Source organism: Paraburkholderia sp. GAS41 (genome assembly GCF_050436545.1).
GTDB lineage: Bacteria > Pseudomonadota > Gammaproteobacteria > Burkholderiales > Burkholderiaceae > Paraburkholderia.
Genome location: NZ_JBNDMK010000002.1, coordinates 158,711 through 180,137, shown reverse-complemented (window position 1 = coordinate 180,137; position 21,427 = coordinate 158,711). Strand labels below are relative to the sequence as shown.

The 21,427-nt window shown below is 62.8% G+C and carries 19 protein-coding genes; 14 read left to right on the top strand and 5 right to left on the bottom strand.

The window, feature by feature from the left end:
* Nucleotides 1–68 precede the first annotated feature (68 nt).
* Nucleotides 69–1,142 (top strand): fimbrial protein, encoded by a 1,074-nt coding sequence (locus P3T43_RS03940; protein WP_429279732.1) that lies wholly within the window; start codon nt 69–71, stop codon nt 1,140–1,142.
* Between the two features lie 447 nt (nt 1,143–1,589).
* Nucleotides 1,590–3,191 (top strand): peptide chain release factor 3, encoded by a 1,602-nt coding sequence (locus P3T43_RS03935; protein ID WP_429279731.1) that lies wholly within the window; start codon nt 1,590–1,592, stop codon nt 3,189–3,191.
* A 51-nt stretch (nt 3,192–3,242) separates the two neighbouring features.
* On the opposite strand, the gene P3T43_RS03930 is transcribed toward P3T43_RS03935, so the two are convergent.
* Together P3T43_RS03930 and P3T43_RS03925 are read right to left on the bottom strand one after the other, a co-directional pair.
* A complete protein-coding gene (locus P3T43_RS03930; RefSeq protein WP_429279730.1) occupies nt 3,243–3,611 on the bottom strand; it encodes a hypothetical protein in 369 nt (122 codons plus the stop codon).
* A 167-nt stretch (nt 3,612–3,778) separates the two neighbouring features.
* A complete protein-coding gene (locus P3T43_RS03925) occupies nt 3,779–4,648 on the bottom strand; it encodes a LysR family transcriptional regulator (protein WP_429279729.1) in 870 nt (289 codons plus the stop codon).
* 295 nt (nt 4,649–4,943) lie between these two features.
* On the opposite strand from P3T43_RS03925, the gene P3T43_RS03920 reads away from it, so the two are divergent.
* Nucleotides 4,944–7,310, top strand: coding sequence for a GNAT family N-acetyltransferase (locus P3T43_RS03920; RefSeq protein WP_429279728.1), 2,367 nt, complete (start codon nt 4,944–4,946; stop codon nt 7,308–7,310).
* Between the two features lie 35 nt (nt 7,311–7,345).
* Here P3T43_RS03920 and P3T43_RS03915 read toward each other — a convergent pair whose 3' ends face one another.
* A complete protein-coding gene (locus P3T43_RS03915; RefSeq protein WP_429279727.1) occupies nt 7,346–8,902 on the bottom strand; it encodes a tetratricopeptide repeat protein in 1,557 nt (518 codons plus the stop codon).
* Nucleotides 8,903–9,346: 444 nt separating this feature from the next.
* Here P3T43_RS03915 and P3T43_RS03910 point away from each other — a divergent pair, with 444 nt between their 5' ends.
* Together P3T43_RS03910 and P3T43_RS03905 are read left to right on the top strand one after the other, a co-directional pair.
* Complete coding sequence (locus P3T43_RS03910; RefSeq protein ID WP_429279726.1) at nt 9,347–9,661, top strand: hypothetical protein; 315 nt, start codon at nt 9,347–9,349, stop codon at nt 9,659–9,661.
* 239 nt (nt 9,662–9,900) lie between these two features.
* Nucleotides 9,901–10,395 (top strand): septal ring lytic transglycosylase RlpA family protein, encoded by a 495-nt coding sequence (locus P3T43_RS03905; RefSeq protein WP_429279725.1) that lies wholly within the window; start codon nt 9,901–9,903, stop codon nt 10,393–10,395.
* A gap of 47 nt (nt 10,396–10,442) precedes the next feature.
* On the opposite strand, the gene P3T43_RS03900 is transcribed toward P3T43_RS03905, so the two are convergent.
* Nucleotides 10,443–10,985 (bottom strand): hypothetical protein, encoded by a 543-nt coding sequence (locus P3T43_RS03900; RefSeq protein ID WP_429279724.1) that lies wholly within the window; start codon nt 10,983–10,985, stop codon nt 10,443–10,445.
* Between the two features lie 81 nt (nt 10,986–11,066).
* Nucleotides 11,067–11,855, bottom strand: coding sequence for an IclR family transcriptional regulator (locus P3T43_RS03895; protein ID WP_429280152.1), 789 nt, complete (start codon nt 11,853–11,855; stop codon nt 11,067–11,069).
* 386 nt (nt 11,856–12,241) lie between these two features.
* Between P3T43_RS03895 and P3T43_RS03890 the strand changes: the two genes are divergently transcribed.
* The 9 genes from P3T43_RS03890 (at nt 12,242) to P3T43_RS03850 (ending at nt 21,319) form a co-directional block, all read left to right on the top strand.
* Nucleotides 12,242–13,213 (top strand): sugar ABC transporter substrate-binding protein, encoded by a 972-nt coding sequence (locus P3T43_RS03890; RefSeq protein ID WP_429280151.1) that lies wholly within the window; start codon nt 12,242–12,244, stop codon nt 13,211–13,213.
* 8 nt (nt 13,214–13,221) lie between these two features.
* The gene (locus P3T43_RS03885) at nt 13,222–14,751 is read left to right on the top strand and encodes a sugar ABC transporter ATP-binding protein (protein WP_429279723.1); all 1,530 of its coding nucleotides are present in this window, start codon (nt 13,222–13,224) and stop codon (nt 14,749–14,751) included.
* Entirely contained in the window at nt 14,741–15,784 is a 1,044-nt protein-coding gene (locus P3T43_RS03880; protein WP_429279722.1) for an ABC transporter permease, read from the top strand. Before P3T43_RS03885 ends, P3T43_RS03880 begins: the two co-directional genes overlap by 11 nt.
* Nucleotides 15,785–15,809: 25 nt before the next feature.
* On the top strand, nt 15,810–16,133 hold the full coding sequence (locus tag P3T43_RS03875; RefSeq protein ID WP_429279721.1) for a UxaA family hydrolase: 324 nt from the start codon (nt 15,810–15,812) through the stop codon (nt 16,131–16,133).
* A 28-nt stretch (nt 16,134–16,161) separates the two neighbouring features.
* Entirely contained in the window at nt 16,162–17,484 is a 1,323-nt protein-coding gene (locus P3T43_RS03870; RefSeq protein WP_429279720.1) for a UxaA family hydrolase, read from the top strand.
* Between the two features lie 128 nt (nt 17,485–17,612).
* Nucleotides 17,613–18,653, top strand: coding sequence for an aldo/keto reductase (locus P3T43_RS03865; RefSeq protein ID WP_429279719.1), 1,041 nt, complete (start codon nt 17,613–17,615; stop codon nt 18,651–18,653).
* Between the two features lie 6 nt (nt 18,654–18,659).
* Nucleotides 18,660–19,490 carry an amidohydrolase family protein gene (locus tag P3T43_RS03860; RefSeq protein WP_429279718.1) on the top strand — a complete coding sequence of 277 codons (831 nt, stop codon included), beginning with the start codon at nt 18,660–18,662 and terminating at the stop codon, nt 19,488–19,490.
* 150 nt (nt 19,491–19,640) lie between these two features.
* Complete coding sequence (locus tag P3T43_RS03855) at nt 19,641–20,384, top strand: SDR family oxidoreductase (RefSeq protein ID WP_429279717.1); 744 nt, start codon at nt 19,641–19,643, stop codon at nt 20,382–20,384.
* Between the two features lie 86 nt (nt 20,385–20,470).
* Nucleotides 20,471–21,319, top strand: coding sequence for an ureidoglycolate lyase (locus P3T43_RS03850; protein WP_429279716.1), 849 nt, complete (start codon nt 20,471–20,473; stop codon nt 21,317–21,319).
* Nucleotides 21,320–21,427: the final 108 nt, after the last annotated feature.

Here is a 21,427-nt window from a genome sequence, read left to right as displayed (position 1 = left end):
ACCAGTGTCAACATGCTTGACGAGATGCATGGCTGATCCAGACGGCAAGGACATGCGTGTCGAATGGCATGAAAGACATGCATCGGCGAAATTTTATAGAAAATATCGAAATGATTTATTTGGGTGGTGACAGATATGGCTGCCATGCCGGACTAGTTATGCGATCACTCGCGGCAGCTGGAAAAGCAGTATCAGTGATGATTATATTGATTGTTGCGACTTTGAGTTCAGCGACAGTGGCGCATGCCGAATATGTCCGCCTCGCTTCGGGGCAACCCGTGCTTTCAGCCATAATGCTTTCTCCGAATATTGCGGTGCCGAACGATCCGGCCGTGGGGACAGTTTTACAAAGTGTCAGTGTAAATCGGGGTGTATATGCGTCGACAACCAGTTGTCCGATCAACGAGTCAGTCATCGTCAACGGTCCTGCGGTACCGGATTACTCCAATATTTTCCTGACAAATGTGCCGGGTCTCGGCGTTCGCTATTCCGTAACCAATAGGTGGGGTGGGGGCTATACCTCGGTTCCTTACAGCGACACTTTTAACGCATACAGCAACACCTCAGGTTATTTCGTTAAAGTCGAACTCGTTGTCGTCGGCCCCGTCACAGGCGGCACGCTGGAAACCATTCCATCAATCAGCGTGACCTTTTCAGGAACCTGTTTTGATACGATTACGAAGATTCAACCGGTGCAGGCTGGCAGCATCGTTACGGTCAACACCTGCAGCGTCATTACGACAGCCATTCCAGTGGCGTTGCCGCACGCGGTAATGGCTAGCTTGCCAAGCGTCGGCTCGACGTTCGGCGATACCCATTTTTCTATCGGTATAAAGTGTGCCGCCGCCGCTAACGCTTATCTGGCACTGTCCGATGCCGTCAATCCCGGCAATACTTCGACGGTATTGAGTCCCTCGCCGGAATCAACGGCGGAAGGCGTTGGTTTCCAGATTTCGTCCGGGCCGACCGTTTTGGCCTTTGGTCCTGATTTCGCCGCGAATGGACAAGCTCAGACATGGTTTGCAGGAAGAATGACGGCGGGTGCAAACACCATTCCGCTGACTGCAAGCTACGTCCGCACCGGCCCGATCAACAACGGGATCGTGAAGGGGCTTGCGACTTTCACCATGTCCTACGAATAGCGCCCGAATGGCGTCTCGACAGGTGGCCTCACGGGCCGCCCGGCGCCCCGGGAAAAATCCTCACCGTCCGGCACAGTCCGGGGGATTGGCGACCCGATCGTCACGCATCGGGGTGCGGTAAGCGGCGTGCAGACGCGGGGCGATACGTCCGATGAAGCGCGTCGATCCGGCCTTGCTAGCGATCCTCCGCATCCGCCCCGTCTTCCGCATTTCAATACGCTCGACGCCATGACGTGTATCATTCGTTCCCTGCGCTGTTCTGCGCCGGCATTTCCCGGATTTTCGAACGCTCGTGCGTAGCAAGGCTACGACGCGGCGGGTTTGCCATGGTGAAGCGGGCCCGAAACCCAACTCCCGCAGCTCGACGCCGCCGCGCCAGACGTGGCAGAGCAGAGGCCACAAGCTTCTGAAGACCGCCCGAACCTTTCTCTGTGACCGCCAGACCCGATGTCAGTCTCTGAACTCAAACGCCGCCGCACGTTCGCGGTCATTTCCCACCCGGACGCGGGCAAGACCACGCTGACTGAAAAGCTGCTGCTGTTTTCGGGCGCGATCCAGATCGCCGGTACCGTGAAGGGCCGCAAGAGCAACCGCTATGCGACCTCGGACTGGATGGAGATCGAAAAGCAGCGCGGTATTTCCGTCGCCAGTTCGGTGATGCAGTTCGAGTATGGAGATGCCGTCATCAACCTGCTCGACACGCCGGGCCACGAGGACTTCTCGGAAGACACCTATCGTGTGCTGACCGCGGTCGACGCGGCCGTGATGGTGATCGACGGTGCCAACGGTGTCGAAGCCCAGACGCTGAAGCTCCTCGAAGTGTGCCGCAGCCGTAAGACGCCGATCGTCACCTTCATCAACAAGCTCGACCGCGAAGTGCGTGAGCCGCTCGAACTGCTCGACGAAATCGAGCAGCATCTGGGCGTGGCGGCGGTGCCGTTCACCTGGCCGATCGGCATGGGCAAGGAATTCCAGGGCGTCTACGATCTCCAGCACGACCAGGTCCGCTTGTTCCGCGCCGGTCAGGATAAGGCGGGTGGCGAGGTCGAAACGCTGCACGCGCTGAGCAACGAAGAAGGCGAACGCCGCTTTGGCCATAGCTGGGTCAAGGCGAAAGAAGAGATCGACCTGATTACCGGCGCGTCGCCCGATTTCGATCGCGAGCAGTTCCTGGCCGGCCAGCAATCGCCGGTGCTGTTCGGCTCCGCGATCAACAACTTCGGCGTGAAGGAAATTCTCGACGCGCTGGTCGATCTGGCGCCTCCGCCGTCGGCGCGCATGGCGGTACAGCGAGCCGTCGAGCCGGATGAGCCCAAGTTCACCGGTGTCGTGTTCAAGGTGCAGGCGAACATGGATCTGGCGCACCGCGACCGCGTGGCGTTTATCCGCGTGTGTTCGGGGCATTTCGAGCGCGGCATGGCATTGAAGGTGACGCGTTCCAACAAGACGTTTCGCGCCAACAACGTGGTGACATTCCTGTCGCAGCGGCGTGAGACGGTCAGCGAAGCGTATCCGGGCGACATCATCGGTATTCCGAATCACGGCACGCTCAGCCTCGGCGATACGCTGACCGAAGGCGAGACGCTGCAATTCGTCGGTCTGCCGTTCTTCGCGCCAGAAATCTTCCAGACGGTCGAAGTGGTGGACCCGATGCGCGCCAAGCAACTGGGCGAAGCGCTCAAGCAGCTCGGCGAAGAAGGCGCGATTCAGGTGTTCCGGCCGGTGGTCGGCGGCCTGATGATTCTCGGCGCGGTTGGGCAACTGCAGTTCGAAGTGGTCTCGCACCGCCTGTCCACGGAGTACAAGGTGGACGTGCGCATGGCCTCGGCGCGCTATCGGATGTCGCGGTGGGTGACGTGTGATGACGCCGCCGAGTTACGCCGCTTTACCGATGCCTATTCGGCGCGGATTGCGTTCGATGCATCGAACGCGCCCACTTATCTGGCTTCGCATATTTCCGAGATTGAAGTTGCGCAGAAGGCGTGGCCGAAGATCGTGTTCAATGAGTTGCGCGAGCATTCTGGCGCGCCCTTCAAGAAGGCGATGTAAGCAACGCGGCGGCTGCTGCTGCCGCGCATGGGCCCGCTTCTGCGAGGCGGGTCAGTGCTTCGTCGTGGTGGAAGGCGCGACCATCGCCAGATCAGGAAACGACTCAGTACGTTGCTGACGTTCGCGACGTAATTCCTGTTTCAGGACTTGCCCATTTCGCAAACCCTCGAACAGGTCTGCGTCGAGTTTCGCGTCCGCTTCAGCATGACTGGCAATTTCGTCGAACGTGAAGAGCAGCTTCGCGCGCGTGGCCGGCGACGAATTGCATTGCTCGATGGCCCGTGCCAAAGCGGCAAGCTTGGCAAACTGTTCGACGTTTCGCTGGGCGACCTGCACGGCTTTCTCAAGAATGCCGTCGATCAGTTGATCGCTGTCGAGTGCTTCGGGTGCTGGTTGAGTACCAGCTTCGTGTTCAGTCATGATTCGTCTTCCTTAGACAGGGTTCTGCGCGTCCGGAGGATGAATCAGGCTCTCGCACCCCATCACTGGTATTTTGGCGGCAGCGAAAGTATAGAGCATCGAGCACGTGCATCTTTTACGCATGGCCGAAGTGGCAGATCTGGCCGGTAGGCTAACAGCGTGGAGCTTCACCCCATCTTCAAAACCTCTTCGCGCATCCAGCTCGCAAACGCCTGCACATGCTCGAGCGCGGCATGGCGTGGCGCGACGTCGAGCCAGTAGCCGAACGGCCCGCTCACTTCAATTTCCGAGATTCGCGCGAGGCTGCCATCTGCCAGCTCTTCGACGATCATGTTGCGGTCGACCACCGCCAACCCAGCGCCTTTACGAGCCGCATGAATGGCCTGCTCGAGATTGGAAAATTCGATGCCATTCTCAGCGTAATGCGCCGACATGCCGGCCGTGGCGAGCCAGTTCGGCCACAGATCGAGCCGCGCCTCGTTATGCAGCACATGCAGCGCGGGCAGGCGTTCGAGCAGGATTTCCAGCGGACGGTCGAGCAGATGAGGCGCGCCGACCAGAGTGTGCCGCTCCGTCATCAGCAATTCGGAATGCGCGTCGGGCAGCGCATCGCGGCCAAAGCGGATGTTGCAGTGACAATCTTCCGTCGGCTCAGTCCGGATCGACAGTTCGACATCTGGCAACTCGACTGCCAGCGAGCCGAGACGTGGCGAAAACCACTGCGTCGCAAAAGTAGGCGGCACGGACAGCACGAGGCGGCGCCGTCCTTTGGCGGTCGTGATCTGACGGGTGCCACGCTCGATCGTGTCGAAGGCTTCTGACACACAGGGCAGCAACTGCAAACCCGCCGCGGTCAGCCGGATGCCCTTGTGGTCACGCTCGAACAGCTTCGCGCCGAGCGATTCCTCCAGAATCTTGATCTGCCGGCTCACCGCGCCCTGCGTCACGCACAAGGCGCTGGCTGCGCGGTTGAAGCTCAAATGACGTGCTGTCTCCTCGAAGAAGCGCAACGCGATCAGCGATGGCAAGCGCCGCATACCTTCACCTTCTGTCTTTTCTGGTTGTCCGGTGGCGCGCCGGGCTGGCGCGTCCTTCGACCGATGTCACAGGCGGCGCGTCGTCTCCAACGCGCGCCTTGGCGCGGATTGTCGCATTTCGGACGGCATTTTGAGCGGGCGCAAGCAACAAAAATCGCTCGTCTGGGATCAGGACAAGGCGGCATGCCGCCACAACAGGTCTTGCCGGGTGCCAGGCGCGCAGCGGGCTGACATCGCCTATCCTGAGGGAAACGCGCCTCTTTCCTGCGCCCCTGTCCGACTCGCGGAGTGCCTCGTGACCGTTCGCAACCTCGATGCTCTGTTTCGACCGAAATCCGTCGCTGTCATCGGCGCTTCGCGGCGTCCGCGCAGCACCGGCGCCATGGTGTGGGCGAGTGTGCTAGGCGGGGCCTTCGAGGGGCCCCTCTGGCCCGTGAATCTGAAATACGACACGCTCGATGGTTACACGGTGGTGGCGGACGTTGGCGATCTGCCCGAGGCACCTACGGTGGCATTGATCTGTACACCGCCTGCGACGTGGCCGGAGATCATCCGCAAACTGGGCGGGCTGGGTACGCGGGCCGCGATCATCGTTGGGGAAGTGCAGAGCAACGAAGACCGCAGGGCCCTCAGGCACGCGCTTTCTGCTGCACGCCCGAATCTGTTGCGGATCGTCGGCCCAGGCAGTCTGGGGATCGTCTCGCCGGCGCTGCGTGCCCATCTGGGTGCGCCGGCGTGCCTCGTAAAGGCGGGCGGGGTGGCGTGGGTGTCGCAGTCGAATGCGCTGACGAATGCCGTGCTCGGCTGGGCGTATGCGCGTGGCCTGGGGTTTTCGCACGCGGTGGCGCTCGGCGCCGAGGCAGATGTGGATGCCGGTGACGTGCTCGACTATCTGGCGAGCGACCCAGGAACGCGCGCGATCCTGCTCGAACTCGATACGGTGCGCGCAGCCCGCAAGTTCATGTCGGCGGCGCGCGCGGCGGCGCGCAACAAGCCGGTGCTGGCGTTGCGCTCGGGCCGTGGCGATCCCGTCGACGGTTTGTACACAGCGGCGTTCCGCCGCGCGGGGATGGTGCGCGTCGACTCGCTCGACGATCTGCTCGACGAAATCGAAACCTTGGGTGTGGGCCGGGTCGCGGCAGGAGCGACCGCAACCGTGATCACCAGTGATCGTGGCGTGGCGACCCTTGCCTGTGATGCATTCGCGGCAGCGGGCGACACGCTCGCGCAGTGGCCTGCCGAGGCCACGGAGGCGGTCGTCAAGGCGTTGCCGCACGTGGTGGCAGGCAACCCGCTGCTGCTCGGCGACGACGCGCATGCCGAGCATTTCGGCACGGCTCTGGAGGTGCTCGCCCAGCATCGGGCGACCGGCACGGCGTTCGTGGTCCATGCGTCGACCCATAACGCGCCGGTCGGTGAGGTCGCTCAGGCGCTGATCGCCAAGCAGAAGTTTGCGTATCGCGGGTTGCTGGCGTGTTTCTTCGGTGGGGTGGATGCGGCGACGCGCGACGCGTTGCACGCCCAGGGCATTCCGGTCCATACGACGCCGCAGCGGCTTGCGCGGGCCTTCGCCCGGCTGGTCGACTACCGGCTCGGGCGCGAATTGCTGATGCAGACGCCGGAGGGATTGCCGGCGCAGATCCCGGCAGAGATCGACGCCGCGCAGACCCAGGCGCGCGCGGCGCTGGCGGCGGGCGAGGATGTCCTCACGGAAGAACCGGCGGCGAGCCTGCTGGCGCATTTTGGTCTGGACGTCGAGTCGTGCGAAACGAGCGAAGACAGGATCGTCGACATCGACGTCGAATTGCAGGACGACGACAACTTCGGTCCGGTGTTTCGCTTTACGACGCCATCCGCCGATGGCGTCTCGGCGCCACTGCGGGTCTTCGGCTTGCCGCCGCTCAATCCCATGCTGGCGCGCGATATGGTGACCCGATCCCCGTACGCCCGCGTCGCCGCGCCCGAGCCGGTGCTGGCCGCCTTTACGGCGTTGTCGCAAGCAGTGTGCGACGTGCGCGAGATAGTCGGCCTGAAGCTCGCGTTGCGGGTGTTCCGCGAGCGCACGGTTGTCGTTGCGCCTTCGATACGGCTCGGCGCGAAACGTAGCCGGCTGGCGATCATGCCGTATCCACGCCGCTACGAGGAGACGCTCGACTGGCACGGCTTGTGCATTACGGTGCGCCCAATCCGGCCGGAAGACGAAGCCGCTCATCATGACTTCGTCGAAGCCATGACGCCCGACGACTTGCGTCTGCGATTCTTTGGTGCGGTGGGCAGCTTCGACCATTCGCAACTCGCGCGCATGACGCAGATCGACTACGACCGGGAGATGGCGCTGATCGCAACGATCCCGTGCGAAGAAGGTTTCACGCGCACGCTGGGTGTGGTGCGCGCGGTGGCGGACCCGGATAACGAAACCGCCGAATTCGCTGTGGCGATCCGTTCGGATCAGAAGGGGCGACAGCTCGGCAGGTTGCTGATGGAAAAGATCATCGCGTATGCACGCTCGCGCGGCACGCACTGGCTGGTGGGCGAAGCGTTGCGCGAGAACGGGCCGATGATCGCGCTCGCGCGTGCATGTGGTTTCACGATTACGCCGACCGAAGATCCAGGGGTGGTGGGATTCAGAATGGCGCTGGATGAGGAGGAAGCGGCCGCTTAGCGAGCGGCCGTCGCATTGATGTATTGATGATGGCGCTACGGTGCAAAACGCTGCTGCAAGGCTGCCGCCACGCGCGTCAGCACTTCGTCCCAATCGCCCCGCTGCCGCTGGGTGAAGAGTTGCGCGGTGGGATACCACGGGCTGTCGTCCCGGTCGCGCAGCCAGCGCCAGCAACCGGCGAAACGGTTGAGCAGCCAGACCGGCTTGCCCATTGCCGCGGCCAGATGCGCCACCGAGGTGTCGACAGAGATCACCAGATCGAGATTCGCGATCAGCGCAGCCGTATCGGCGAAGTCGGTGATTTCATCGGTCCAGTCCGTCAACTTCGCCTGGCTCGCCGCGTTGGCGCGTTTCGCCGGGTCATCGGTCTTCTGCAGACTGACCCAGCGGATGTGCGGCAACGCGAGCATTGGAGCGATTTGCTCGGGTGCCAGGCTGCGCACCTTGTCTTCCATCATGCCTGAATGACCGCCTGCCCAGACCACGCCGACACGCGGTAATGCGGGATCGGGCAAGGCTGCGAATCGGGCGCGCCACGACGCGGTGCGGGTGAGATCCGCGTAGAGGTACGGCACGGCGGCGGGGATGTTGTCGAGGCGGGTGCCGAATGCCATGGGTAGCGACATCATGGGACAGTACTCATCCCATTCGTCAATCGAGGTGGACTCGTCGTCGAGCATGACGAGGCCCGGCCAGCGCGAACAAAGCGAGTCTTCATAGAGGCGCCGCAAGGAAGGCGGGCAAACGTAGCCTACGTGCGAAAAGTGTTCCAGCGCGAGCGGCAGGTAGCGGACAAACTGCAGGCTGTCGCCATGTCCCTGCTCGGGAATGACCAGTAGACGTTTAAGATGAGCGCCGCTGTTTTCCGCGCGAGCCGCTGATTCCGGTCGCTCGCCCCGCCATTGCGGCAGCGGAATGTGCGGACGTGCTGCTGGAGCGTGGCTGCCGTCGGTGCTCGCAAAATTCGCCCAGCGGTCTTCGAAGCGCGGCCACGCTTCTTCGTATTGCCCCTTGGCCAGCAAGACTGTTGCAAGATGGGCGCGGGCGCCGCGATAGTCGGGAGCCAGCGTGAGGGCGTGCCTCAGGTGCCACTCGGCTTCGTCGAGTGCGCCGAGATTTCTGGCAATTACGCCCAGGTTGGCGTGCGCCCGCGCGTCGTCGGGTGTGAGTTCGAGCAGCTTGCGATTGCTAACGGCTGCTTCGTCGAGGAACCCCTGCACGAACAGCGTTCCCGCTTCGTAATAGCGCAGCCTGGTCGATCCAGGTTGCAGCGCGAGGCCCTGCCGGGTGGTTTGCAGTGCATGAGCATACGCCTTCTGCCTGATCTGTAGCTCGCAAAGCGTGATGTAGAAGTCGGCATGCGGGTGAACTTCGATCGCACGCTCGAGCCAGTTTTGCGCGACTTCGAACTGGTTCAAGTCGAGCGCGAGTAGTGCACGCAAGTAGAGCGCGCCGGGCCGCTCGGAGTCTTGCTCGAGGATGCGCTCGACGGCTGCTTGCGCGGCGGCGGTATCGCCAGCCTGCCGCGCTGCTTCAGCCTCGTGATACCAGGTTTGGATATCGTCGGATGGTGTGGGAAAGAGGATCGGCATGATGGCAAGGCGGTAAGCATTGCGCGGTCAGTCCGGTGGCTGCGCACGATGAAAGCAACGCGGCATTCTTCGACGTGGACCCCTGACCGGCGCTCTGCGAGGGAGCGGCGCACGCGACGCTGCGTGCGTTCTATCGGGCGTCTATTGTCAGTGCTGCGAAATTGCGCGTCTGTAGGGGCAATCTGATAACGGCAGGAGCGAAGACGGCACAGCGTCGCGGAACCGGCTGTCTTTCATGGCGCGTTCTGGGGCCGTGCCTTTGAGATTCCTCTGAGTGTTTGTAGCGGTCGCTTTCGATATATTTTTCGGCTCCGTCCAGCGACGCCAATTGCGATGCCAGCGACTTCTTCATGTCGTGGCCGCATCCCCTCTTCAGCGCTCATCCAGTGTCATTGGGCGAGTTCGGCTCGCTGGAAATATCAAAACATTTTCGTCGACATTTCAATGGATAACCTTGCCGTCTCCGATCAGTTCATCAAATCCCTGCTGTTCGCATTTCTCGTGAGCGCTGTGTTCATTTTCGTCCTGCAATTGAGCAATCTCATCGACCCGGACCACCTCGTCGGACGCGAAATCGTTGCCTGGCTGGTCGCGACTGTCGCATGCACCGCTGAACCCCTGTTGCGCCATCGTGGCGTGCTGAAAGGCGCCATCGAATGCCAGATCAGCGAGTTCACCAAAGCCAGTGCGCTAGGCCGTGTGATCGGTGCGCCGGCAGGTTGTCTGTTTGCGTGGGCTATTACGATTGTCGGGTCTTAAGCCACGGCTTCTTGCAGCGCTAAAAAAATATCGTCAAGGAAACCGAAGTAAATCGTGAATGATTAAACGGCTTCGGGAAGTCGCTAAAAGCACGGTTGCAGGCGCTTGATCCATCCCCTGATTGTCTCGCGCCGCGACGGCGTTGCGGACGTCGTCTCACCAGATACATTTTCTTGAAAACATATCGTTTCTATCGAAACCTTGGAGCTCTGTTGTCCTTAGCGTTTCTGGCGGCTTGCATGCAACCGCCCGGCATAACCGCTCAGGTTGACCAGGATGCACTGCCCAAGGCAAAAAGGAAGGCTATAACGACGACGAGGCCGCCCGCCACTGAGGACTCGCTGGTCTCGTCGAGACCGCAGGAACCGGCGCGACCGGAAACCGGAACGGCGCCCTCACAGGACCTGAATGACGACACATCGAGCTTCTGGCAATCCGGCGTTGCCTCGTGGTACAGCAACAGGTTTCAAGGCCGCCGCACCGCAAGCGGAGAGCGCTACGACCTGCACGCACTGACGGCGGCACATCGGACGCTTCCGCTCGGTTCCTACGTTCGCGTGACTGCGGTGTCGAGCGCGCGCTCGGTGGTCGTGCGGATCAATGACCGTGGACCGTATGCGCACGGTCGGGTGATCGACCTGTCATACGCCGCGGCGGCAGCGCTCGATTTGCCGCGCGCCGGCACTCTGCTGGTCAGAATCGAAACCGTGACGAGGCAGGAAGCTGGCACCTAATGCCGGACGCCTCACTCGGTTATTTGCCGCGCTGAAGCGCGGCGCGCTCAGGCGGCCAGCTTGGCTGCAGCTTCATCCACCTGGCCGCGCGTCACGGACAATTCTTCGAGCCACGTGTCCGCATAGACAGCGCCGGTTTCGCGTTCGAGCCGTGCGATCGTCGTCGCGCAACGAATGGCGTCCTTCGGCGTCGCGATGAAATCCTTCACTGACTGACCCGCCTTGAACGCGTCGAACAGCGGCACGCGGATATCGTCTGGCAATGCGCGGGTCCACTGGTACGGTTTGCCGTTGTACGTGAACGACGGCGGCAGCACACGTTCCTTCTTGGCGGCCGGGATCAGACCATAGGTACGCGCGGCTTCGCCGATCTGCTCGGGCGAAAACAGCTCGTCAGGGCTGATGGCGAACTGCTGGATGTAGGCTTCCATGGCCTGCATTGCAGCGGCGCGATCGTCGCGCTTTTGCTGTGCACGGGCCACGATGTCGCGCAGTTCGTCGGCTTCCTCGGTGGTGATCGTGAAGCTCGCCTGCTTCTGCTGGAGTTCAGAAAAACGCTGGAATTCGGAATCGGTCAGAAGTTTCGCCATGAGGTATCAAGAGTGCGCGCAGACCAACGCCTGCGCGGCGACATTTTTGAGAGGGTCGCCATTCTAAACCATGCGAGCGGGCTAGCTCGTCCCCTGGCGAAACATCGACAACGCTTCGACCGTTTCCCGCAGCAACACGGTCGCCGCATCCAGCGCCGGCGCGACGTATTCATCAATGCGTCGCAGATAGGGGCACGTCAGTGCGGCGATGGCCTGCCCTGAGGGCCCGAGGACCGGGAACGTCAGATCGGTCACGCCGAAAATCTGCTGGCTGTCTTTCTGCGAGAACCCCGCAGTGCGGATCTGCTCGCAGGTCTCTTCGAGCGCGTCGCGGTCGATTGTGACTTCGCCTTTCACCTTAGTGTGTTCCGCGAGCATATGCGCGCGTTGCTCGGCGGTCTGGAAGGCCAGCATGACGCGGCCGGAGCCGGTATCGATCAGCCCGACGCGCGAACCGAGCCGCACGGACATCCCCCACGTGCCGGGGCCGTCGACCTGGGCAATCACCAGCAGGTTGCCGCGATCGTAGACCACCAGATGGCAGGACTGTTCTGCGCGGTCCGAAAACCGCTGCATCAAAGGGAGGGCTTCGTAGATCAGCCGGTTCATCGGCGGATGGCGATGCGCCAGCGCATACAGCTTCAGACTCAGCGAGTAGCGGTCGCCGCCCGCCGAGCGAACCACGTATTGCCGCGCGACCAGACGCTCGAGCATCCGGTACATCTCGCTCGCGTTGCGCCCCAGCAGCTTGGTGATCTCGGCGCGCGTCAGTCCGTCTTTCTGCTCGGCGAGCAATTCGAGGATATCGAGGCCTTTGTCCAGCGCGGGTGCGCGGTAACGGTCGGCGTCGTCCCTTTCTTCCGCATCCATCATGAGTCGGTTCTCCCCGTGTCGACCGGAGTTCGCGCGTGATCGGCGACTCCTCGTCCCATGCAAAACAGTGCAGGTCTCATTGTTATCCGGCGCGTGAGTGTAGAGCGAGGCCAGCGCAGGCAGGCCAGGGTAAGTCCGGACGGCGGCTGCCGTACACAATCCTTGACTTAGGAAAGTCCGTATATGAATAATACGTTCATTGGTGAATTTACGCACCACCAATATTCATAAGAAAGCGCAGGACGATGTGCCGGCTCCAGGGGAGTCAGGTTCAGGAAGTTCAACAACGCATCAGGAGACAAGCTATGACGTTCGCAAAGGGGCCGCGTGCGGCCCGCCGTTTGATTCAGGGCGCTTTGTCCGTCGGAGTCGCCGCCGCATGTATGGCCGGCCTCGTGACGAGCGGCACGGCCCACGCCGCCGATACCGGCAAGGTCGGACTCGATCTGCCGCTGCTGACCTCCCCGTTCTGGCAGTCGTACAACAACTATCTGCCGGTGTACGCCAAGCAGATGGGTCTGGACATCCTCGCGCCGGTCAACTCGAACGGTGACCCTGCCCAGCAGATCACCGACATGAACAACATCCTCAATCTGGGCGCGAAAGGCATTGTCGTGGGGCCGCTGGATTCGGCCGCGATCAGCCGCGCGCTCGATTCCGCCTCGGGCAAGAACGTGCCGGTGGTGGCAGTGGATGTCGCGCCGACGCAAGGCAAGGTGGCCATGGTGGTGCGCGCCGACAATCACGCGTACGGCGAGATGGCCTGCAAGTACATTGGCGAACACGTGAAGTCCGGCAAGGTGGTGCAGATCATGGGCGATCTGGCGTCCGTGAACGGGCGTGACCGTTCGGAGGCGTTCCGTGCGTGTCTTAAGAAGTATCCGACGCTGTCGCTGCTGGAGATTCCGGCCGCGTGGAAGGGCGATGTCGCAGCCACCGCGCTCGACAGCCTGCTGACTGCCAACCCGGACGTGAAGGCGATTTATATGCAAGCGGGCGGCGTCTATCTGTCGCCGACACTGCAGACGCTGCGCCGCAAGCAGATGCTGTTTCCGGTGGGTGACGCGAAGCACGTCGTGATCGTCAGCAACGACGGCATTCCGCAGGAATTCGACGCCATCCGCAAGGGCGAGATCGACGCCACCGTGTCGCAACCTGCTGACCTGTACGCGAAGTACGGTCTGTACTACGTCAAGGCCGCGCTCGCCGGACAAACCTTCAAGCCGGGTCCGACCGATCACGGCAGCACGATCATCCAGATCGCGCCGGGCATGCTGGAAGACCAGTTGCCTGCGCCGCTCGTGACGAAGGCGAATGTCGACGACAAGAACTTGTGGGGCAACACGGTCAAATGAGCGAGTCCATGCACACGCCTGGCGTTGCGGCGGCCGCTTCAGCCGTGGTCGAAGCGCTGGACGTCACCAAGCGCTTCGGTTCCTACGCCGCACTGAAAGACGTGAGCATCCGCGTGATGCCCGGCGAGTCGCATGCGCTCGTCGGGCGTAACGGCGCCGGCAAATCGACGCTGGTCTCGATTCTCACCGGCCTGCGCAAGCCGGACACCGGCGAGGTACGCTTCGGCGGCGCGGCGGCGCCCTCGCTCGCAGACCGGGACGCGTGGCGCGAGCGCGTCGCCTGCGTCTATCAGCATTCAACCATCATCCGCGATCTCACCGTCGCGGAGAATCTGTTCATCAACCGTCACCCGGAACGGCGCGGCATGATCGACTGGCGCGTCATGCGCCGCGATGCGCGTGCATTGCTCGATCACTGGAAGATCGACGTGCGCGAAGATGCGCGCGCTGGCGATCTGAGCGTCGAGGCCCGTCAGCTCGTGGAGATCGCGCGGGCGCTGTCGTATGGCGCGCGCTTCATCATTCTCGACGAACCGACCGCCCAGCTCGACGGCGATGAAATCAAGCGGCTGTTTCGCCGCATCACCGAATTGCAGCGCGAAGGCGTCACGTTTCTGTTCATCTCGCACCATTTGCAGGAGGTGTATGAGATTTGCCAAGCCGTGACGGTGCTGCGCGATGCGCGGCATATTGTCAGCGCGCCGGTTTCTGCTTTGCCGCGCGAGCAGTTGATCGAAGCCATGACCGGAGAGCGCGGCGGCCTCGCAGTCGCCGACGCTGCCGCGCGTGCGCCGCTTCCCGCAGATACGAAAGTGGCGCTGGAAGTCGCCAGTCTCGTTGGGTCGGATTACGAAGACGTGTCCTTTACGGTGAAGCGCGGCGAAGTGATCGGCCTGACCGGCGCGACGAGCAGCGGCCGCACCAGCGTCGCGGAAGCCATCGCGGGTTTGCGCTCGCCCAAAAGCGGCGATATCCGCGTGGCCGGCCAATCGTTGCCGCACGGCGATGTCCCCGCCGCACTGGCCGCCGGGATTGGCTGCGTGCCCAAGGACCGCCACCACGAAGGTCTGGTGCTGACGCAATCGGTGGCGGAAAACGCCTCCATGACGATCGCACGTCTGCTCGGCAAGTTCGGCCTCACGCCACCTGCAAAGAAGAATGCGTTTGGCCAAAAGATGATCGAGGCGCTCGGCATCGTGGCACCGGGACCGGAGCACGTGGTGTCGGGACTGTCCGGCGGCAACCAGCAAAAGGTGGTGATGGCGCGCGCCTTGGCGACCGATCCGAACGTGCTGGTGCTGATCGACCCGACTGCCGGCGTCGACGTCAAATCGAAAGAAGCGCTGCTGTCCGTCGTGGACCGCGTGCGCGAAGAAGGCAAAGCGGTGCTGGTCGTCTCAGGCGAACTGGACGACCTGCGCACCTGTGACCGCGTGCTGGTCATGTTCCGTGGCCGCGTCGCGGCCGAATTTCCCGCGGGTTGGCAGGACCACGACCTGATCGCATCCGTTGAAGGAGTCAGTCTTCATGAAGAATAGTGTGCCACGCCCTGCATTCGCTGCGGCTCAAGGGCAGGTTGGCGCGCAGGTCGCGCCCGGTCGCCGGGTGCGGATCGAATTCGCCCGGCTGCGCGACCTGGCACTGGTGCCGGCGCTCGCGTTGCTGATTGTGATCGGCGCGTTCGTCAGCCCGAGCTTTTTGACCAGGGCCAACTTGATCAGCGTGCTCGGTGCGTCCGCGGCGCTTGCGCTGGTCGTGCTCGCCGAATCGCTGATTGTGCTGACCGGCAAGTTCGATCTGTCGCTCGAGTCCACCGTGGGGATTGCGCCCGCGGTCGGCGCCATGCTGGTGATGCCGGCAGCGTCCGCAGGATTTGGCTGGCAGTGGCCCGCTGCGGCGGGCTTGCTGGCGATCCTCGTGGTCGGCGCGATCATCGGCTTTATCAACGGCTTTCTGGTGGTCCGCCTGCGGCTGAACGCCTTCATCGTCACGCTCGCCATGCTGATCGTGCTGCGCGGCATGCTGGTGGGCGCCACCAAAGGCGGCACGCTGTTCGACATGCCGCCGTCGTTCTTCACGCTCGCCACCACCATTGTGCTCGGCTTGCCGCTGTCGGTCTGGCTCGCCGCCGTGGCGTTCGCCATCGCCGCTTTCATGCTGCGGTACCATCGGATTGGGCGCGCTTTGTATGCGATTGGCGGCAATCCTGAAGCGGCGCGCGCCGCCGGGATTCGCGTCGAGCGCATCACGTGGGGCGTTTTCGTGCTCGGCAGCGTGCTGGCCTCGCTGGGCGGCCTGATCGTCACCGGCTATGTGGGTGCGATCAACGCGAATCAGGGCAACGGCATGATCTTTACGGTGTTCGCGGCGGCGGTGATCGGCGGCATTTCGCTCGACGGCGGCAAGGGCACGATGCTCGGCGCGCTGTCCGGTGTATTGCTGCTCGGCGTGGTGCAGAATCTGCTGACGCTGGCACAGGTGCCGTCGTTCTGGATTCAGGCCATCTACGGCGCGATCATCCTCGGCTCGCTGATGGTGGCACGCCTGGCGAGCGGCGAAGGTCAGAATTAACCCGCGGGTTTCACGGAGACGTATCTTGAGTAGTCCATTGCATACCGACGCCCGCCTGATCCTGCTAAGTCCGCAGGACAACTGTCTGATCGCGGGAGCGCGGCTCGAAGCCGGCACCGAGATCGAGATTGAAGGCGAGCGCGTGACGCTCGGCAAAACCATCGACCTGGGCCACAAAGTGGCCCGTGGCCCGCTCGCGAAAGACGACAAGGTGCTGCGCTACGGCGCCGTGATCGGCCATGTGACCGGCCCTGTCGCGCGTGGCGAGCATCTGCATACCCACAACCTCGAAAGCGATTACCTGCCCACGTATACCCACGATGCAGGCCACGAATTCGTGCATCATTGACGCGGTCTGATACCGCGCTGGAACGATCATGACTGACACTTCCGCAGCAACGATCCCGTCATCCGCTGGCACGCAGCCGATGCTGCAAGGCTATCCCCGCAGCGACGGCCGCAAGGGTATCCGCAACGTGGTTGCGGTGGCGTACCTTGTCGAATGTGCGCATCACGTGGCGCGCGAGATCGTCACGCAGTTTCGCGAGCCGCTCGACGCATTCGACGATCCGCATGCGCAACGCGACCCCGCCGTGCATCTGATCGGCTTTCCCGGCTGCTATCCGAACAGCTACGCGGAGAAGATGCTTGAACAGCTCACCACGCATCCGAACGTGGGCGCGGTGCTGTTCGTGTCGCTCGGCTGCGAGAGCATGAACAAGCACTACCTGGTGGATGTCGTACGTGCGAGCGGCCGTCCTGTCGAAGTCCTGACGATCCAGGAAAAGGGCGGCACGCGCAGCACGATTCAGTACGGCGTGGACTGGGTGCGCGATGCGCGCAAGCAACTGGCGACGCAGCAGCGCGTGCCCATGGGGCTCGACGAACTCGTGATCGGCACTATTTGCGGCGGCTCGGACGGCACCAGCGGCATCACCGCCAATCCGGCGGTGGGCCGTGCCTTCGATCAACTGATCAAGGCCGGCGCAAGCTGCATCTTCGAAGAGACGGGCGAACTGGTGGGCTGCGAGTTTCATATGAAATCGCGGGCGGCGCGGCCGGAACTGGGCGACGAAATCGTCGCGTGCGTGGCCAAGGCGGCGCGCTATTACTCGATTCTCGGGCACGGCAGCTTCGCAGTGGGCAACGCGGACGGCGGCCTCACCACGCAGGAAGAAAAATCGCTCGGTGCCTATGCGAAGAGCGGGGCGTCGCCGATTGTCGGCATCATCAAACCGGGCGATGTGCCGCCCACCGGCGGCTTGTATCTGCTCGACGTCGTACCGGATGGCGAGCCGCGTTTCGGCTTCCCGAACATCAGCGACAACGCGGAAATCGGCGAACTGATCGCGTGCGGTGCGCACGTGATCCTGTTCACGACCGGACGCGGATCGGTGGTGGGCTCGGCCATTTCGCCGGTCATCAAGGTGTGCGCGAATCCCGCGACCTATCGCAATCTTTCCGGCGACATGGACGTCGACGCCGGCCGGATTCTCGAAGGCCGCGGCACGCTGGAAGAAGTGGGCCGCGAAGTGTTCTACCAGACATTGGCGGTGGCGCAAGGCGCGCCGTCGAAGTCGGAGACGCTCGGTCACCAGGAGTTTATTCTGACGTATAAGACCTTCGAGCCGGTCGGACCGTCGTGCCTGCCGTCGAACGCGGCGCCGGCGCGTCGGGTGGTCGAAATCGCTTCGCATTGATCGACGCCGTGGCGTGAGGCGGCCACCGCACGGCAGGTGGGCCGCCATACGAACAAAAGCAATCAACTTGCATGGGACCCGAGTCGCACGCTGCAGTGCTGACTCGGGTCGACACAGGAGACTTCGCCATGACAGAGGCCGTGGGTTCAAGAGTCGCGCAGCGCCGCACCATCGGCCGGCGCGGATTGCAGGTCACCGGTCTCGGTCTGGGCACCGCGCCGCTGGGTGGCCTGTATAGCGATCTGTCCGACGAACAGGCGTTGGCCACGGTCGCCGCCGCCTACGAGGCAGGCGTGCGCTTTTTCGACACCGCGCCGCACTACGGCCACACCAGGGCGGAACATCGTCTTGGCGATGCGCTGCGCCGCTATCCGCGTGACCAGTATGGGTTGTCCACCAAGACCGGCCGGCGCTTCGTGCCGCGTACCACGCCGTATGACGGCAGCGAAGGTTGGCAAGACCCGCTACCGTTTCAGGCGATCTACGACTACACGCACGCGGGCATCCTGCGTTCGTTCGAAGACAGCCAGCAGCGGCTCGGCATCGTCGAGATCGACATTCTGCTGATCCACGACATTGGCCGGCTCACGCACGGCGAAAAAAATGCGCACTACTGGCAGCAACTGACTGAAGGCGGCGGATTTCGCGCGCTCGACGAATTGCGTTCGGCCGGTATGGTCAAGGCAGTGGGGCTGGGGGTTAACGAAGGGGCGGCGATTCTCGAGATGATGGACGACTTCGACATTGACTGCGCGTTGCTGGCGGGCCGCTATACACTGCTGGAGCAGGCGACGCTCGACGACCTGTTGCCGGCCTGTGAAGCGAGCAACGTAAGTATCCTGTTGGGCGGCGCATTCAACTCGGGAATCCTCGCGCGCGGCGTGCAGGGAGACCTGAAATTCAACTACGCGGCGGCGCCCAAAGAGGTGATCGAACGGGTGGCGCGTCTGGAAGCGGTGTGCCGCGAGTACGATGTGCCGCTGGCGGCCGCCGCGTTGCAGTTCCCGTACGCTCACCCCGCGGTCGCAACGGTGTTGACCGGCGCACGCAGTGTCGAAGAATTGCGCGAGAACGTTGCATCGTTTGAACGACCGATTCCTGTGGAGTTATGGACGGCATTGCGCGACCAAGGTCTGGTGGATCCGCGAGCGCCCGTGCCGAAGGATTGAAGGACCATGCACATCGATGCCCATCAGCACTACTGGGACCCGGCTCGCGACGATTACGGCTGGCTGACGCCGGACTTGAGCGCCTTGTACCGCGCCTTCGGGCCAGCCGATCTCGCGCCGCTGCGCGAGCGCAGCGACGTGCAGCGTACGGTGGTGGTGCAGGCGGCGCCCACGGTCGAGGAAACGCGTTATCTACTGGATCTCGCGCGGGATGAGGCGTCGATTGCGGGCGTGGTCGGATGGGTGCCGATGCGCTCGCACGAGGCGCCTGGCCTGATCGCCGAGCTCGCGCGCCAGCCGAAATTCAAGGGCATTCGCCCGATGCTGCAAGACCTGCCTGACGACGACTGGATCGCCAATCCGGATCTCGCGCCGGCTGTTGAAGCATTGATTGCGCACGATCTCGCTTTCGACGCGCTCATTTTCACGCGCCACGTGGATGCCTTCGAAACCTTCGCCGCGCGATTTCCGACCCTGCGCATGTTGGTCGATCACGGCGCCAAGCCGCCGATCCGCGACGGTCGCAGCGGCTGGCAAAGCTGGGCTGCGGGCATCACCCGTCTCGCGAAGCTGCCGCACGTGCATTGCAAACTCTCAGGACTGGCGACGGAGGCCGCGCCCGACTGGACCGAAGCGACGCTGCGGCCATATGTCGATCATCTGTTGCAGTCGTTCGGCCCGGCACGCCTGATGTGGGGCAGCGACTGGCCGGTGCTCAATCTGAACGGTGACTATCTGCTGTGGCACTCGGTGTCGCAGAACCTGCTCGCCGGCTTGTCCGACGCGCAACGCGACGCGGTGTTCGGTGCGAACGCGATGGCGTTCTATCGTCTGTGATGGTCATTCGAGCTTTCAGGCCGATGCACAGCACATAGTCTTCCGAGGCGCTGAAGCACGGCCGAAACGCCGCTAAAAGCGCGCTGTTGAACGCACATTGCAATACCCGGTATGACTCAACTGCCATTTCCATTTCAACTGGAGCCGTAGATGATACAAAGACTGGCCGGCAAGACGGCCGTAATTACTGCCGCCGGACAAGGTATCGGTCTCGCGACCGCGGAGCTGTTCGCACGCGAAGGTGCGCGCGTGATCGCAACTGACATCAAGATCGATTCGCTCGCCGGCAAGCCGGTCGAAGCGCGCAAGCTCGACGTGCGCGATAGCGCCGCGATCCACGCGCTCGCCGCCGAACTCGGCGCGATCGACGTGCTGTTCAACTGCGCGGGCTATGTGCACGCCGGCTCGATTCTCGAAGCGACGGAAGAAGATTGGGACTTCGCGTTCGATCTGAACGCGAAAGCCATGTACCGCACGATTCGCGCGTTTTTGCCCGGGATGCTGGAGAAGGGCGGCGGGTCGATCATCAACATGTCGTCGGCGGCTTCGAGTGTGAAGGGCGTGCCCAACCGCTTCGTGTACGGTGCGTCGAAGGCCGCTGTGATCGGTTTGACGAAGGCCGTCGCTGCGGATTTCGTCGCGCGTGGTGTACGCTGTAACGCAATCTGCCCGGGCACGGTGGCTTCTCCGTCGCTCGAACAGCGGATTGCGGCGCAGGCTCAGGCGCAAAATGCCAGCATCGACGCGGTGCAGGCGGCCTTTGTCGCCCGCCAGCCGATGGGCCGCGTCGGCAAGCCCGAAGAGATTGCGGCGCTGGCCCTGTATCTGGCCTCCGACGAGTCGGGGTTCACTACCGGCCACGCGCATGTCATCGACGGCGGCTGGTCGAACTGATCTGCAGCGCGTAGGGCACGCGTCGTGCGTGGAAATGGACTCGCCTGTTTTTTCACTGGACACTCTGGATAGAGGGAAGTGCAACGATGAAACTGCTTCGTTATGGACCGAAAGGTCAGGAAAAGCCCGGCCTGCTCGACTCGCAAGGCAAGATTCGCGATCTGTCGGGCGTAGTGGGCGATATTGACGGCGCCACGCTGAGCGATGCCGGCCTTGCCAAACTGCGCGCGCTCGATCCGGCCACGCTGCCGGTGGTCGAGGGCAATCCGCGTCTCGGGCCGTGCGTCGGCAAGATCGGCAAGTTCATCTGCATTGGCTTGAACTACGCGGATCACGCGGCGGAATCGAACCTGCCCGTGCCCACCGAGCCGGTGGTGTTCAACAAGTGGAATAGCGCGATCAGCGGTCCGAACGACAATGTCGAAATTCCGCGCGGCTCGAAGAAGACCGACTGGGAAGTCGAACTCGGCGTGGTGATCGGCAAGCCGGCGAAGTACATCGACGAAGCCAACGCGCTCGACTACGTTGCCGGTTATTGCGTGATCAACGACGTCTCCGAACGCGAATGGCAGATCGAACGCGGCGGCACGTGGGACAAGGGCAAGGGTTTCGATACCTTCGGCCCGATCGGCCCGTGGGTCGTGACGCGCGACGAAGTGGCCGATCCGCAGAACCTTAACCTGTGGCTCGAGGTGGACGGCCATCGCTATCAGAACGGCTCGACCAAGACGATGGTGTTCGGCGTCGCCAAGCTGGTGTCTTATCTGTCGACCTGCATGAGCCTGCAGCCGGGCGACGTGATTTCGACTGGCACGCCGCCGGGAGTCGGCATGGGTGTGAAGCCGAATCCGATCTATCTGAAGCCGGGTCAGACGATCCGTCTCGGCATCGAAGGTCTGGGCGAGCAGCAGCAGACGACTTACGCGGCGGAGTGACGCTGCAAGGCGTGCGGCGCTAACGGCGCTGATGACGCTGTGGCAACGCCGGGTGGTCACGAAGGTCGTTCCCGTTTATCGGGAACGGCCTTTTTTGTTGCGCGACGC